General features: G+C 73.9%; 15 protein-coding genes. 9 read left to right on the top strand and 6 right to left on the bottom strand.

Annotation, left to right across the window (positions count from 1 at the left end; translation table 11 throughout):
• The first annotated feature begins 23 nt into the window (after positions 1-23).
• Positions 24-374: an L-rhamnose mutarotase gene (locus C5N14_RS26670; RefSeq protein ID WP_207892877.1), complete on the top strand. Its 351-nt coding sequence runs from the start codon at positions 24-26 to the stop codon at positions 372-374.
• 65 nt (positions 375-439) lie between these two features.
• On the opposite strand, the gene C5N14_RS26665 is transcribed toward C5N14_RS26670, so the two are convergent.
• The gene (locus C5N14_RS26665) at positions 440-1,570 is read right to left on the bottom strand and encodes a mandelate racemase/muconate lactonizing enzyme family protein (RefSeq protein WP_117671879.1); all 1,131 of its coding nucleotides are present in this window, start codon (positions 1,568-1,570) and stop codon (positions 440-442) included.
• Positions 1,571-1,700: 130 nt separating this feature from the next.
• Between C5N14_RS26665 and C5N14_RS26660 the strand changes: the two genes are divergently transcribed.
• The 7 genes from C5N14_RS26660 (at position 1,701) to C5N14_RS26630 (ending at position 8,115) form a co-directional block, all read left to right on the top strand.
• Positions 1,701-2,636 (top strand): thiamine pyrophosphate-dependent dehydrogenase E1 component subunit alpha, encoded by a 936-nt coding sequence (locus C5N14_RS26660; RefSeq protein WP_117671877.1) that lies wholly within the window; start codon positions 1,701-1,703, stop codon positions 2,634-2,636.
• Entirely contained in the window at positions 2,629-3,609 is a 981-nt protein-coding gene (locus tag C5N14_RS26655; protein ID WP_117671875.1) for an alpha-ketoacid dehydrogenase subunit beta, read from the top strand. Before C5N14_RS26660 ends, C5N14_RS26655 begins: the two co-directional genes overlap by 8 nt.
• Positions 3,606-4,400, top strand: coding sequence for an SDR family NAD(P)-dependent oxidoreductase (locus C5N14_RS26650; RefSeq protein ID WP_117671873.1), 795 nt, complete (start codon positions 3,606-3,608; stop codon positions 4,398-4,400). Before C5N14_RS26655 ends, C5N14_RS26650 begins: the two co-directional genes overlap by 4 nt.
• Before the next feature lie 45 nt (positions 4,401-4,445).
• On the top strand, positions 4,446-5,768 hold the full coding sequence (locus tag C5N14_RS26645; protein ID WP_117671871.1) for a hypothetical protein: 1,323 nt from the start codon (positions 4,446-4,448) through the stop codon (positions 5,766-5,768).
• Between the two features lie 43 nt (positions 5,769-5,811).
• Positions 5,812-6,111, top strand: a complete 300-nt coding sequence (locus C5N14_RS26640) for a YciI family protein (RefSeq protein WP_117671869.1) — start codon at positions 5,812-5,814, stop codon at positions 6,109-6,111.
• A complete protein-coding gene (locus tag C5N14_RS26635; protein ID WP_117671867.1) occupies positions 6,111-7,691 on the top strand; it encodes a hypothetical protein in 1,581 nt (526 codons plus the stop codon). Before C5N14_RS26640 ends, C5N14_RS26635 begins: the two co-directional genes overlap by 1 nt.
• A gap of 154 nt (positions 7,692-7,845) precedes the next feature.
• Positions 7,846-8,115, top strand: coding sequence for a GlsB/YeaQ/YmgE family stress response membrane protein (locus C5N14_RS26630; RefSeq protein WP_117671865.1), 270 nt, complete (start codon positions 7,846-7,848; stop codon positions 8,113-8,115).
• A gap of 136 nt (positions 8,116-8,251) precedes the next feature.
• Here C5N14_RS26630 and C5N14_RS26625 read toward each other — a convergent pair whose 3' ends face one another.
• From C5N14_RS26625 to C5N14_RS26610, 4 genes are all read right to left on the bottom strand, one after another.
• Positions 8,252-8,923, bottom strand: a complete 672-nt coding sequence (locus tag C5N14_RS26625; RefSeq protein ID WP_117671863.1) for a lysoplasmalogenase — start codon at positions 8,921-8,923, stop codon at positions 8,252-8,254.
• Positions 8,920-9,747, bottom strand: a complete 828-nt coding sequence (locus C5N14_RS26620) for a sterol desaturase family protein (protein WP_117671948.1) — start codon at positions 9,745-9,747, stop codon at positions 8,920-8,922. Before C5N14_RS26620 ends, C5N14_RS26625 begins: the two co-directional genes overlap by 4 nt.
• Positions 9,744-10,463, bottom strand: a complete 720-nt coding sequence (locus C5N14_RS26615; RefSeq protein WP_117671861.1) for a FadR/GntR family transcriptional regulator — start codon at positions 10,461-10,463, stop codon at positions 9,744-9,746. The genes C5N14_RS26620 and C5N14_RS26615 overlap by 4 nt, the downstream gene beginning before the upstream one ends.
• A 66-nt stretch (positions 10,464-10,529) precedes the next feature.
• The gene (locus C5N14_RS26610) at positions 10,530-12,080 is read right to left on the bottom strand and encodes an NAD(P)/FAD-dependent oxidoreductase (RefSeq protein WP_117671859.1); all 1,551 of its coding nucleotides are present in this window, start codon (positions 12,078-12,080) and stop codon (positions 10,530-10,532) included.
• 138 nt (positions 12,081-12,218) lie between these two features.
• On the opposite strand from C5N14_RS26610, the gene C5N14_RS26605 reads away from it, so the two are divergent.
• The gene (locus C5N14_RS26605) at positions 12,219-13,469 is read left to right on the top strand and encodes a hypothetical protein (RefSeq protein ID WP_243640054.1); all 1,251 of its coding nucleotides are present in this window, start codon (positions 12,219-12,221) and stop codon (positions 13,467-13,469) included.
• A 112-nt stretch (positions 13,470-13,581) separates the two neighbouring features.
• On the opposite strand, the gene C5N14_RS26600 is transcribed toward C5N14_RS26605, so the two are convergent.
• Positions 13,582-14,553, bottom strand: coding sequence for an acetamidase/formamidase family protein (locus C5N14_RS26600; RefSeq protein ID WP_117671857.1), 972 nt, complete (start codon positions 14,551-14,553; stop codon positions 13,582-13,584).
• Positions 14,554-14,598: the final 45 nt, after the last annotated feature.

Here is a 14,598-nt window from a genome sequence, read left to right as displayed (position 1 = left end):
TGCGCGGCCGGGCGGAGGGCCCGGTGAGCGGGGGCGCCGGGCCGGGGGAGCAGGTGTGCCACCTGTACCGGCTGCGCCCCGGCGCGGAGGCCGAGTACGAGCGCCGGCACGCCCGGGTGTGGCCGGAGCTGTCCGCGTTGCTCGACGAGGCGGGGATCTACGACTACCACATCTACCGGCGCGACCTGCTGCTGATCTGCGTGCTGCGCACCCGGTGGGGCCACGCCCACGCCGGCGCGGTCACCGGCTCCTCCGACGTGCAGGCCCGGTGGACGGCGTCGCTGGCCGGGCTGTTCGCCGAGATCGCCGACGCCGACGGCGAGCCGCTGTGGGCGTACCCGGTGTTCCACCACCCGGGGCACCCGCCGCCGTGACGGGCGCGAACGCACCGCGACGGCCCGGCGGGAACCTTCCCGCCGGGCCGTCGCGGTGCCCGCCGTCAGACCGCGTACGCGACCGAGCCGTCCGCGCGCAGCGGGATCCGGGTCAGCGGCCGGCCGGTCAGGTCCAGCGGGGTCTCGTCGGTCAGGTCGAGCGTCACGCCCAGCCCCGGGTCCTGCGGCACCGGCAGGAACCCGCCCTCGCGGCGGACGCAGGCCCGCGCCGGCCCGTCGGCGAGCCGGTCGTCCAGCGGCGAGTACTCCTGGGTGACGAAGTTCGGGATGACCGTGTCGAGCTGCACCGAGGCCATGGTCAGCAGCGGGCCGAGGCAGTTGTGGCTGACCACGGCCGCGTGGTGCGCCTCGGCCAGCGCGGCGATCTTCCGGCCGTGGCTGAGCCCGCCGGCCAGCCCGACGTCGGGCCGGACGTACTGGGCGCCGCCCTGGGCGAGCAACTCCTTGAACTCCCAGATGGTGTGCAGCCGTTCCCCGTTGGCCATCGGCACGCCGAGCGCCCGGCGGGCCACCTCGGCCTGGCTGCTCACGCTGTCGATCTGGATCGGGTCCTCCACCAGCAGCGGGTGGTGCCGGGCCAGCGCCGGCACGACGGCCGTGGCCTGCAACGGGGTGAGCTTGCGGTGCAGCTCGACGAGCAGGTCGACGTCCGGGCCGACGGTGTCGCGCACCGCCGCCGTGGTGGCCTCGGTCTCGGCGACGAGGCGGGCCAGCGACACGTCGCCGTAGTCGGCCGGCAGCGGGTCGAACTTCACGGCGGTGAAGCCGTCGGCGACGGCTGTGGCGGCCTGGGCCGCGAGGGCCTGCGCCCCGGTGCCGCCCAGCAGCAGGTGCAGCCGGATCCGGTCGCGCACCCGGCCGCCGAGCAGCTGCCACACCGGCACGCCGAGCCGCTTGCCCAGCAGGTCCCACAGGGCCAGGTCGACGGCGGAGACGGCGGCGGTGAGCACCGAGCCGCGGAACGGCCCCATCCGGTAGAGGTGGTGCCAGTGGTGCTCGATCCGGTTGGGGTCCGCCCCGAGCAGGTACGGCCGGAACGTCTCCACCACGGCGTGCACCGCCGTCGGGTACCCCCAGCAGGCGGACTGGCCGGCCCCGGTCAGCCCGTCCGACGTGCGCAACTGGACGAAGTGCGCGTCGCCGCGTACGACGGACTCCACCTCGGCGATCTCCATGCCCGCTCCCCAAATTAGAGACCAATAACGGCCACAAACTTGCTTGTGCACTCTTCCATAGCCTTGGACTGCTGGTCTAGGCTCCTCAACCAACGAGCCGGAATAAGGCTCAATTATCTCAGGGGGTGTGATGGGGCTGCCCGAGGACTATCGGCTGATGGCCCGGATCCGCCGGTTCGAGGAGCGGCTGGCCGCCCTCAAGGACGCCGGCGAGATCCCGGGATCGATCCACCTGTGCAACGGCCAGGAGGCCGTCCCGGTCGGCGCCTGCCGGGCGCTGCGCGACGGGGACCACGTCACGGCGACCTACCGGGGGCACGGCTGGGCGATCGCCCGGGGCGTCGACCTCACCGGCCTGTTCGCCGAGATGATGGGCCGCGACTCGGCCCTGTGCGGCGGACGCGCTGCCTCGCCGTACCTGTCGGATCCGGGCCGCTGGTTCGTCGGCGAGAACTCCATCGTGGGCGCCGGGGTGCCGATCGCGACCGGCGCGGCGCTCACCGCCCAGCGCACCGGCAGCGGGGCGGTGTCGGTGGTCAGCATCGGCGACGGCGCGATGAACCAGGGCAACGTGCACGAGGCGCTCAACCTCGCCGCCGTGCTCGACCTGCCGCTGGTGCTGGTGGTGGAGAACAACGTCTACTCCGAGATGTCCCGGATCGAGGACATGGTGCGGGTCCGGCAGCTCGCCGAGCGGGCCGCCGGTTACGGCCTGCCCGGCCGGGTGGTCGACGGCAACGACCCCGACGCCGTCGCCGAGGCGGTGGCCGAGGCCGTGGACCGGGCCCGCGAGGGCTCCGGGCCGTCCATCGTGGAGGCGATGACCGAGCGCCTCGTCGGCCACTACAGCGGCGACGCGCAGCACTACCGCCCGGCCGGCGAGATCGCCGCCGCCCGCGAGCGCGAACCGCTGGCCCGCATCCGCCGGGCCGCCGACGCCGGGCTGGCCGCCCGGCTCGACGCCATCGACGCCGAGGTCGCCGACGAGATCGAGGCCGCCGTCACCGCCGCCCGCGCCGTGTCGTACCCGGACCCGGCGACCGCCAAGGAGCACGTCTATGTCTGAGTCGCTGCGCTACATCCAGGCCGTCAACGCGGCGCTCACCTGGGCCCTGGACAGCCGGACCGACACCGTCTACTTCGGCGAGGACGTCGCGCTGCCCGGCGGGCCGTTCGGCGCCACCAAGGGGCTGCACAAGCGGTTCGGCTCCGACCGCATCTTCGACACCCCGATCTCCGAGACCGGCTTCCTCGGCATGGCCCTCGGCGCGGCGATGACCGGGCTGCGGCCGATCGCCGAGATCATGTACGCCGACTTCTCGTTCGTGGCGATGGACCAGATCGTCAACCAGATCGCCACCATCCACTACTCCAGCGCGGGCCGGTGGAAGGCCCCGCTGGTGATCCGGATGCAGCAGGGCTACTCGCCCGGGGCATGCGCCCAGCACTCGCACTCGCCGGAGGCGTACTTCGCGCACACCCCCGGGCTGCGGGTGGCGCTGCCGGCCACCCCGGACGACGCGTACCAGATGCTGCGCACCGCGGTCGTCAGCGACGACCCGGTGGTGGTCGCCGAAGCCCGGATGCTCTACCCGACCCGGGGCCCGGTGCGCACCGACGCCCCGGTCGAGGACATCGGCGGGGCCCGGGTGGTCCGGCCCGGCGCCGACGTCACCGTCGTCGCCTGGTCGCGGATGGTGTCGGCGGCCCTGGACGCCGCCGCGACCCTCGCCGAGGAGGGCGTCGACGTCGAGGTGGTCGACCTGCGCTGGCTCAACCCGCTGGACTTCGACACGGTCGCCGCGTCGGTGGCCCGCACCGGCCGGCTGGTCGTCGCCCACGAGGCCAATCTGACCGGCGGCTTCGGCGCGGAGATCGCCGCCCGGGCCGCCGCCGAGTGCTTCGCCGACCTGCGCGCCCCGGTCGCCCGGGTGGCCGCCCCGGACGTGCCGATGCCCGCCGCGCCCGCCCTCCAGGCGGTCGTGGTGCCCGAGGCGGCGACCGTGGCCGACGCGGTGCGCCGGACGGTCCGCGCGTGAGCGGCGGCACCCTGCCGCCCGGTCCGGCCGCGGGCGGCCGAACCCGCCCGGTCGGCCTGCTGGCCGGGCGGCGGGTGGTCGTCGTCGGCGGGGCGTCCGGCATCGGCCGGGCCACCGTGCGGGCCGCCGCCGCGGCCGGCGCGGCCGTCGCCGTGCTGGACGCCGACGTCGCCGGCGCGGCCGAGGCCGCCGCCGAGGTCCGGTCCGCCGGGGCGAACGCCTGCGCCCGGGGCGTCGACGTCACCGTCGAGGCCGAGGTCGCCGGGGCGCTCGACGCCGTCGCCGCCGAACTGGGAGGGGTCGACGCCGTGCTGCACGTCGCCGGGATCATGGGCGGCCAGGGCCTGGACGTGCGGGACGTGCCGGTCGAGCTGTGGACGCGGGTCATCGCCGTCAACCTCACCGGCCCGTTCCTGGTCGCCAAGCACGCCGCCCGGCACCTGAGCCCCGGCGACGGGGTGCTCGTGCTGGTCGGGTCGAAGGCGGGCGTCCAGACCGGCTCCGGCTCGGTACCCTACGGCGCGAGTAAGGGAGGGTTGCACGGTCTGGCGCTCACGCTGGCCCGACAGCTCGGTCCACAGGGGATCCGCGTGCACGCGCTCTGCCCGGGAGACATCGACACGCCGCTGATGCGACGGTCGCTGGACGAGGCGCGGGCCAACGGCACCGACGGCGGGCGGGTCGCCGCGATCGAGGCAGCGCTGGGCCGCCCCGAGGACGTCGCCTCGGTGCTGGTGCTGCTGGCGTCGCCGGCCAGCGCCGGCCTGGCCGGCACGGTCTGCACGGGCTGAGCACCCACCCTCTAGGCCAGCGGGACACCACGTGGAGGCAGCATCGTGATCGGGATCATCGGCCCGGAGGACTCGATCCGGCTCGTGCAGGAGGTGGCGGCCGGGGAGGGCCGCGCGGAGGCGGTGAGCACGCGCGTGTACACCCGCCCCGAGCAGGCCCCCGAGCTGGCCCGCGAGCTGGACGAGGTGTGCCAGGTGCTGCTGTTCACCGGGCGCATCCCGTACGCGTTCGCCAGCGCGGCCGGCGAGCTGCGGGCGGAGATCGACTACGTTCCGCACGCCGGCATCGACCTGTACCGGACGCTGTCGCGGATGCTGCTGGCCACCGGCGGGAAGCTGCCCCGGGTCAGCGTGGACACCATCGACGCGGAGACCGTCCGCGAGACGTACCACGACATCGAGGTCGCCCCGCCCACGGAGATCCTGCCGATCGCCGACTCCTCCGGGCTGCTCTTCACCGGCCTCGACGAGATCACCGCGTACCACCGGGAGCGGTACGCCTCCGGCGCGGTCGAGGCGTGCCTGACCTGCCTCGGCGCGGTGCACCGGGACCTCGCCGACAGCGGGGTCCCGGTGTGGCGCGTCGAGCACACCCGCGCCTCGGTGCGCGACGCGCTGCGCCGGGCCTGGCTCGCCGCCGAGGTGCGCCAGTCCCGGGCCACCCAGATCGCCGTGATGATGGTCGACCTGGGTGTGCCGACCACCCGGGCGCAGGACCCGTACCAGGCGGAACGGCAGCGGCTGCGGGTGCGCGAGGCGCTGCTGGAGCATGCCGAGCGGATGCGCGGCCGGCTGGCCACCGTCGACGACCGGACGCTGCTGATCACCACCACCCGGGGCACCGTGGAGAGCGCCATCGCCCGGCACCGGGACGGGCACGCCTCCCTGCTCACCCTGCGCGGGGTCGACGTCGAGCACGCCGTCGGCTTCGGCGCCGGCACCACCATCGCCGCCGCCGAGGACAACGCCCGCAAGGCCCTCGCACTGGGCCGGCACAGCGGCGACACCCACGTGGTGTTCCCCGACGGGGAGGTCTACTCCAGCCGGGAGACCGCCGTGCGGCCCCGGCTGCGGGAGACCGCCCCGGGCGTGCTGCGGGTCTCCGAGCAGCTCCGGATCGGGCCGCTGTCCACCCGGCGGCTGCTGGAGGCACTGCACCAGATGGACCCCGACGAGGTCACCGCCCGGGGGCTGGCCGACGCGTACGGGGTGGAGGCGCGCTCGGCCCGCCGGCTGCTCAAGGCGCTGCGCGCGGCCGGCTTCGCCGAGGAGGTCGGGTTGCACGTCAGCACCGGAGCGGGCCGCCCGCAGACCGTCTACCGGGTCGCCATGCGGCGACTGCTCGGCGCCATCGGGGCCGAGGCGTGACGGCCGGGACCGCGCGGGCCGCCACCGCAGGGGGAGTCCACCCGTGAGATTCGAACCGACCTACCTGGTCACCGCCACCTTCGCCGCCGACGTCGTGGTCCGGCGCGAACCCCACCGGGCCGCGCACCTGGCGCACGTGCGCGCCCTGCTCGCCGACGGCACCGCCCTGATCGCCGGGGCGCGCGCCGACCTGAGCGCCTCCGTGCTGGTGCTGCGGGCCGCCGACGCGCCCGCCGCCCGCGCCCTCGTCGAACAGGACCCCTACTGGCGGCACGGGGTGTGGACCGCGATCGACGTGGTCGACTATCTCGCCGCCACCGCCCACCCCATCGGGAGGACATGATGTCGTCGTACCGCCAGGTCTCCGGCGTGCGGGTGCTCGGGGCCGAGCACGCGCCCTTCGCCGCCGGGCTGCTGCGCGAGGCGTGGGGCGACGGCGGGCCGGACGCCGTGCCGGTCCGCCTCGCCGTCGACCCGACGCTGCCCGAGGGCGGCCACCGGACCGACGTGCCCGAGCGGGGCGAGATCCGGCTCACCGGCGACCCGTTCGCCGGCCTGGTGTACGCCGCCCGCGCCCTGGTCGCCGCGGCCACCCCGGCTGGCCTGCCCGTCGGCGCGTCCGCCGCCGCCCCCGGGCTGCCGCTGCGCACCCTGTGGACCTGGGACCACTCCACGAACTGGGACACCCGGCAACTCGGCCAGCAGGAGATCGGCGCGCTCAACCCGTACGCGAAGTCCGCCGACGCGTTCGGCGCCGACTACCGCCGGCTGGTCGACTTCTGCAGCCGCGAGCGGATCGGCGGGATCGTCGTGTACGGGCTGCTGCGCGACGCCCACGGCGGCGTCGAGGCGGCCCGCGACCTGTGCGAGTACGCCAACGCCCGCGGCGTGCGGATCATCGCCGGGGTCGGTATCAACGCCTACGGCGGCATCTACTTCGACGGCCGGCACCGGTACAACCTGGCCACCTGGCTGCGCCGGCGTCCCGACCTCGCCGCCGAGCTGCCGAAGAAGGTCGGCTTCGACATCGACGAGTTCGGCGACCTGCACTTCCCGGCCAGCGAGTACATGATGGCCGCCTGCCCGTCCCAGCCGGACAACCTGGCCTGGCACCGCGACGCCATCGACTGGCTGCTGGACACCCTGCCCGTCGGCGGGATCAACTTCGAGACCGGCGACTACGGAAGCTGCGCCTGCGCCCGGTGCGCCGCCCGGGCCGGCGGCGAGCGCACCTCCTGGTCCTACGAGGCGATGCGGTCGGTCTACCCGACCCTGCTGGAGACCGCCCGCCGCACCGGCCCGGCCGGGGTGCCGCTGCGCCACCTCGTCGAGGTGTACTGGGACAACATCTTCGACCTGGACGCCCAGCAGCCACTGGCCGACCTGCCCGACGACGTGGCGTACCAGTACTGCGTCAACCGCGGGTTCTGGTACGAGCAGCGGGATCGGCTGACCGCCGAGCACGTGGACCGGCTGCCGCACACCACCAGCGTGCTGCGCACCCACGCCGGGTCGCAGTGGAACCGGCAGCGTCACTCCTGGGTCCCCGAGCTGTACGCCGACATGGCCACCCGGTCCGGGGCCGCCGGGATGCGGGGGCTGACCATCTTCGCCGAGCCGTCGGCGTACCACCCGACCAACGAGATCAGCTACCTGGCGTACGCCCGGTTCTCCTGGGACCCGGAGCTGGCCTGGTCGGACTTCTGGCGCGACGAGGTGGTGCCCCGGTTCGGCGGCCCGGCCGAGGCCGAGGCGTTCCGCGACGGCGCGGCCCTGCTCGACGACCCGGTCGCCACCGGCGCGGCCCTCACCGCCGTGCGCGGGGACGCCCTCGCCATGGTCGCCGCCACCGCCGGGGAGACGCAGCGGCGCTGGCTGTGGCTGGCCGAGCGGGCCGCCAGGTACGCCCACTGCGCCGGGTGACCGGGGACCGGCCGCCGGGTGTGACGGTTGCCGCGCGGGAGCATGACAGTCCTGTGAAGAATCCGCCCGTCGGGCCGTCGGCGGTTTGGTCGCCCGGCCGTCCGGGGCACCGTGGAGGGCACAGGCGACAACCCCTCGAAAGGAACGGCCCACCGTGGAAGTAACCGGGTTCTTCACCGCCATCATCATCGGCCTGATCATCGGCGCGCTGGGTCGACTGGTCGTACCGGGCAAGCAGAACATCCCGATCTGGCTCACCCTGCTGATCGGCGTGGTCGCCGCGATCCTCGGCACCCTCGTGGCCGGCGCGTTCGGGGTGGACGACACCGCCGGAATCGACTGGATCGAGCTGCTGATCCAGGTCATCTTCGCCGCGGTCGGCGTGTCGCTCGCCGCCGGCGCCTACGGCCGCCGCCGACACTGACCCGCCGCGCTCGGCCGTTGCGGCGCCGGGACTGATCCGCTCCCGACGCCGGCCCGTCGCCGGGACCGGTCCGCAGCCCGGCACGCGCCCCGCCGGTCGCCGGCCCGCCCGCACCAGGGCGGGCCGGCGACCGGCGTCAGGGCGTGGCCGGGTCGCCCGCCCGGGCGGCCGGGACCCCACCGGTACGCCGGTCCGGCCGGCGCGCGGTGCCGGGCCCACCCGCCGCCGCCCACGCCGTGGTGAGCAGCAGCAGCGCGGCGATGTAGGTGCCCATCACGAGCAGGCCGTGCCCGGGCAGGGTGGTCCCGGCAGCGTCCACGCCGATCAGCAGGTCGGAGACGAGGAAGAACGCCCCACCGGCCGCCGCGCGGGTCGACACGCCGGCCGCCGCGGCGGCCATCAGGCACAGGGCGAGGCTGTAGCCGAGCACGGGCAGCCGCAGCGCCCCGAGCGGACCCCACAGCACGACGTTCGCCGCCGCCCACAGCACGAGATAGCCGGCCACCACCGGCACGGGGGGCCGCCGGTGCCGGGTGAACGCCACGATCAGGCTGACCTGGGTGCCGAGGAAGCAGCCCATCCCGACCAGGAACGCGGGCTCGCCGGGCAGCAGCAGCGCCACGTCGCCGGCAGTGGCGAAGACCAGCCCGAGCGCGACCAGGTCGAAGCGCCGCCCGGAGCGCAGCAGCCAGAGCAGCAGCAGCGGGGCGAGCAGCGGCTTGGTCAGCCACTGGAGCACGGCGTTGTCGAGCGCGACGCCGACCAGCTCGACGGCGGCGACGACGCCGAACGGTGCGAGCCGCCTCATCGGGCGGGCTGCCAGCCGGGGCGGCCGAACACGTGGCCGAGCCGGTGTCGCCAGGTCGCGGCGGCCCGCACGTCGGCCCAGATCGCCCCGTACTCGTGGGTGGCCACCCGCAGCGGGTGGTAGGTGCCGATGTTCTTGGTCAGCCCGTACCGGACGGCGGCGCGCTCCGGTTCGAAGGTGCCGAACAGCCGGTCCCAGACGATGAGGATGCCGCCGTAGTTGCGGTCCAGGTACTCGGCGTTGACGCCGTGGTGGACCCGGTGGTGCGACGGCGTGTTGAAGAGCCACTCGACCGGCCGGGGCAGCACCCGGACCCGCTCGGTGTGCAGGAAGAACTGGTACAGCAGGCTGACCGACTGCTGGAGGAAGATCATCCACGGCGGGACGCCGAGCAGGGCCAGGGCCAGCCAGAACGGCAGCGAGGTCATCGGCGTCCAGCTCTGCCGCAGCGCGGTGGACAGGTTGTAGAACGTGCTGGAGTGGTGCACGACGTGGCCGGCCCAGAACAGCCGTACCTCGTGGTGGGTGCGGTGGAACCAGTAGTAGGCCAGGTCGTCGGCGAAGAACAGCAGCAGCCAGGTCCAGACGCTGGTGGGGGAGAGCTGGACCGGCGCGGCCGTCCACACCGCGGCGTAGAGGCCGACGGTGAGCAGCTTCCAGGGGAAGCCGATCACCTGGCTGCCGGCGCCCATGGTGAGGCTCGTGGTGGTGTCGCGCAGCTCGTAGCCGCGTTCGTCGTCGTCCGGCGCGAACCGGTAGGACAGCGCCTCCACGACGATGAGCAGCAGGAACGCGGGTACGGCGTAGAGCACGGCGGGGATCATGCTCGGCATTCCCTTCCGGGTGCGGTGGGGGTGAGGGCGGCGGTGAGCAGGGTCCGGGCCTGCTCGGCGGCGGCGGCGCCCCGCCCGGCGGCCACCGCCTCGGCGAGCCGGCGGTGCCCGGCCACGTCGAGCAGCTCGGCGGCCCGCCGTTCGGGCGGCACGTCGCCGACGGCGAGCGCGCCGGCCACCAGGCTGTTGAACGCCAGCAGGTACGCGGTGTTGCCCGAGCCGTGCACCACGTGCCGCCACAGGGCGATGTTGGCCTCGGCCATCCGGGGCAGGTCGGGGGCGAGCCCGGCATACTCCTGCGCGGCGCGGGTGACGGTCTCGCGGGTGGCCGGGTCGGCCCGTTCGGCGCAGAGCCGGGCCGCGTCGACGCCGATGCAGGCCCGCATCTCCAGCATGTCCCGGACCAGCGTGTCGACCGGCAGGACGTCACCGGAGCGGACCAGGGACAGCGCGAGGTCGAGCCCCGCGTGCACCCGCCAGTCCAGCACCCGGGTCGCGCCGCCCTGGCTGACCCGGACCAGGCCGAGCTGTTGCAGCCGGCGCAGCGCCTCCCGGACGGCGTGCCGGTTCACCGCGAAGGCGGCGGCCAGCTCCCGCTCGCCGGGCAGGGTGTCGCCGGACCGGTACGTGCCGCCGACCACCGCGTCACGGAGCTGCCCGAAGACGTGATCGGAGACGGAGGCGCGGGGGGCGGGAACGAAGGCCATGCGGTGCAGTGTGGTCCCGACCACAGTAAGCCGTCAACTGGTTGGACCAGCCGGCTTCGGCGCGGTTCAGCGGCGTACCCCCGCCGGCCGGTCGGTGCGCGCGGGGGTGACCCGCCGGCCGTCGGCGTGGGCCACCGGGCGGGCCGGGACCACCGGGGCGTCCCGGCCGGTTCCCCGCCGGCCGTCGCCCGCGACCGTGCGCTGCTCGTGGTAGTCCTGCTCGACGTTGACCGACCAGACGTCGTGGGTCGTGCCGTGGGCGATGTTCTCCGCGGTGAGCATCGCGGTCAGCATGGAGTGGTCCTGGTTGTTGTAGCGGTGCATCCCGTTGCGCCCGACCGGGTGCAGGTTCGGCGTCTCGCGGGCCAGCCAGCCCCGGATCACGTCGACGTTGTGCTGGTAGCGCTCGTCGTACACCGGGTACGCCTTGGGCATCCGGACGACGTGGCCCGCCTCGACGACGCCGGGCGTGACCAGGCCGAGCTGCTCCAGCTCGGCGGTGGCCAGCCGGACCAGGTCCTCGTCGGAGCGCCGCCACGTCTCGTCGTCCTCGAAGACGAAGTACTCCAGCCCCAGGCAGGTCCGGCCGTCCTTGACCAGGTACGGCGACCAGGAGCCGAAGTTCTGGATCCGCCCCACCCGCACCGTCGGGTCGTGCACGTAGATCCAGTTGTCCGGGAACGAGAACTCCTCCGGCACCACCAGCGCCACCGTCAGGAAGTCCCGGTAGCGCAGGTCGGCGGCGCAGGCCAGCACCTCCGCCGGTGCCGGCGGGGCCAGCGCCGCCACCAGTTCGGAGATCGGCATCGAGGAGACGACGTGTGCGGCCTCCTCCCGCCGCTCGCCGTCCGGCCCTGCGACCGTCACCCCGGTCACCCGCCGGGCGGCCGGATCGCGGTGCACCGCCCGTACCCAGGTGCCGGTGCTGACCGTCGCGCCGCGGGCCCGGACCTGCTCGGTGCAGCGCTCCCACATCATCCCCGGCCCGAACTTCGGATACTGGAACTCCTCGATCAGGCTGGTCACGTCCTTGCGGTTGCGCCGGGGCAGCAGCGCGGCCCACACCGCGCGGGACAGCGAGAGGTTCTTAATCCGCTGCGCCGCCCAGTCGGCCTGCAACTGGTCCGCCGGCATCCCCCAGACCTTCTCCGTGTACGTCTTGAAGAAGATCGAGTACAGCCGCCAGCCGAAGCGCGCCGACACCCAGCCCTCGAAGTGCGACTGGTCCCTCGGCGGGCGCAGCCGGGCCCGGCCGTACGACCCGACGCAGCGCACCGCCTCCCGCAGGCCGAGGTTGCGCAGCGCGTTGCGCGCGTTGAGCGGGTAGTCGTAGAGCGCGCCCCGGTAGAAGATCCGGCTCATCCGGGGGCGGAGCAGGAAGTCCTCGTCGGGCAGGATCTCGTGCCAGAACGCCTCGACCCGGGACACCTTCGTGAAGAACCGGTGCCCGCCGATGTCGAAGCGCCACCCGTCGCGCTCCACCGTGCGGCTGATGCCGCCGACCACGTCGTCGGCCTCGTACACCCGCACCGGCTCGCCGTGCCGGAGCAGCTCGTACGCCGCGGTCAGGCCGGCCGGGCCCGCGCCGATGACCACCGTGCCGGGTTCCGCGCCCATGCCCGTGCCGCCCCCCGTAGTTGCCGAATGAGGCAGCGCCCTTACCCGGTCCGCCGCCGAATTCACCTGCCGGCCGGGTGTGAGCCGGCCGGGAGCGGGGATCCCCGGCCGGTCGCGGACGAGCCGGGGGACCACCAGATGAGCAAGGGGCGCGCAGACGCCGACGACCGGCCGACCGGCGTACGGGCCTGGCCGACCTGGGCCGGGCAACTGCGCCGGGGGGCGGGCCGCCTGGCCGCCGGGGTCCCCGCGCCGTGGGGGTTCGTGCTGGCCGTCTTCGTCGGCTCCAAGCTCGTGCTGTCGCTGGTCGCCGTGACCGCGCTGACCGCCTGGGACGGGATCCCCGGGGCACCACCGGCGGGCGAGGCGACGATGCGCGCCCAGCAGGACGCCATCTCGCCGCACCGGTGGCTGTCCCTCTGGTTCGCCTGGGACTCCCTGCTCTACGACCACCTGGCCCGGCTGCCGCTCACCGGCGGGTGGAGCGAGTTCGCCTTCCCGTTGCTCTACCCGTTCCTGGCCCGGCCGGTCGCGGCGCTGCTGGGCGGGAACACCGCATGGGCGCTGCTGCTGGTCGCCAACGTCGCGTACCTGTTCCAGCTCTACTACGCCCACCGGCTCGGCGAGCGGCTCTGCGGCGACGACACCACGGCCCGGCGCTTCGTGCGGTACCTGCTGCTCCTGCCCGCCGCGTTCCTGTTCCAGGCGGCGCTGACCGAGTCGCTCTTCCTCTGCCTCGCCCTCGCCGCCTTCTACCACGCCGAGCGGCGGCGGTGGCTGCTCGTCGGCGTCGTCGGCTTCCTCCTCGCGCTGAGCCGGTCGGTCGGCTTCCTCGTCGTCGTCCCGCTCGCCCTGGTCCTGCTGCGCCAGCACGCGTACCGGCTGGACCCGCGCACGCTCGGCCGGTACCTGCGGCTCGGCTGGCCGCTGCTGCTCCTGCCGGCCGGGTGGCTCGCCTTCATGGCGGTCGCCGGGTGGCAGACGGGGGACTGGTTCGCCTACCAGCACGCCCAGGAGCAGGGCTGGGGGATCAGGGTGCAGAACCCGCTCTGGGTGGCGTACCACGGCCTGACCGGCGGCTCGGCCGCCGACGCCGCGCGGGTCTGGTTGGCCCTGGCCGTCGTGGCGGTGGCGGTCGCCGGGTTCCGCCGCGCCGAACTGCCCTACCTGGTCTACACCCTGATCGTGGTGCTGGTGCCGCTGTCGATGGGGCCTCCGGTGTACAAGAGCCTGCTGCGCTACCTGCTCGCCGCGTTCCCCGTCGCCCTGGTCCTCGCCCGGTGGGCCCGCCACGCCACCGTCGACAACTGGCTCACCGCCGCCCTGGCCCTGCTCCAGGGCGCCCTGTTCGTGGTCTGGCTGAACTACTGGACCCACTTCATCATCTGACGCCGCCGCCCGGGTGTGACCGACGCCCCGCCCGGCAGAGGTTCAGCGGACCGCGGTAACGAACCGGGGCCGATGATCGAGCATCGACCCCGGTTACCTGTCCCGACTACGACTACACCCTGGCCCGACCCCAGGGTGCTCGGGTGGCGTGCACGTCGGCGAGTGCCTTGTCGAGTCGGGCCACCGTGATGGCCCCGACTGCCCGCAACGGATGCAGCGGATCGGGCTGCTCGGAGCCGACCGGCCCACCGAGTTCGGTGTGCGCCGCCGCACTCATCACGATGTACGCGTCGTGCCGGTCCCAGCCCCGCTCGACGACCAGGTAGTCGAAAAGGCTCTCGTAGGCGGCTCGGATCGACTCGCGGAGCGGATCACCCAAACCGATGCAGATGATTTCGTCGCCGGTGTCGATCCGGGGCGCCCCCAGTTCAAACGACTTGATCAGGTCAATGCTGACCGTGGCGACGCCCGCGGTCTCGATCCCGATAAATGACGATTCGCCGCGTGCCATCGCCGCGTGCAGATCGCCCAGCGACAGCAGCGCGCCTTCCACTTCCACCGGCAGGTAGAGCGTGGCGCCGGGTTTGATGTCCGGCACGTCGAAGTTCCCGCCGGTACGGAAACAGGGAATGATGGTGTTGGCTTCGCCCTCGGCCGGCGCGACACCGATGCAACCGATCATCGTCTGGATCGGCAGGCGGACCTGGTCGGTCAAGTAGGCGTATCCGTCGCGCAGCGGCACCCGCCGCACCCACAGTTCGTCACCCATGGGCTTGGCCAGCGCGCCGGCCCCCGGGATGTACACCGACCAGCCCTGCTCGGCGGTCTGGATGTGGTGCACCGTCACGGCCAGCACGTCGCCCGGCTCGGCTCCCTCGACGTAGACCGGCCCGGTCACCGCGTTCCTCGTCGCGGTGACCTTCTTGATGTCGCGGAACTCGTCCATCTGCTGGAACGAGGCGTCGTTGGTTTCGAAGGCGATACGGGTGCCCGTGCCCGGCTCGATGGACAGCACCGGCTGCCTGATTGCCGAGAAACTACCCGCATGGTGCTGCCGTTCGATCGTCAAGAGCTCAGACGCCACTGTCACAACCTTTTCTCCGTTCCCATTTCGGTTGAAATTGCGCCA

The sequence above is a fragment of the Micromonospora sp. MW-13 genome (assembly GCF_003434305.1).
GTDB lineage: Bacteria > Actinomycetota > Actinomycetes > Mycobacteriales > Micromonosporaceae > Micromonospora.
This window is presented reverse-complemented; position numbering and strand designations above follow the sequence as displayed.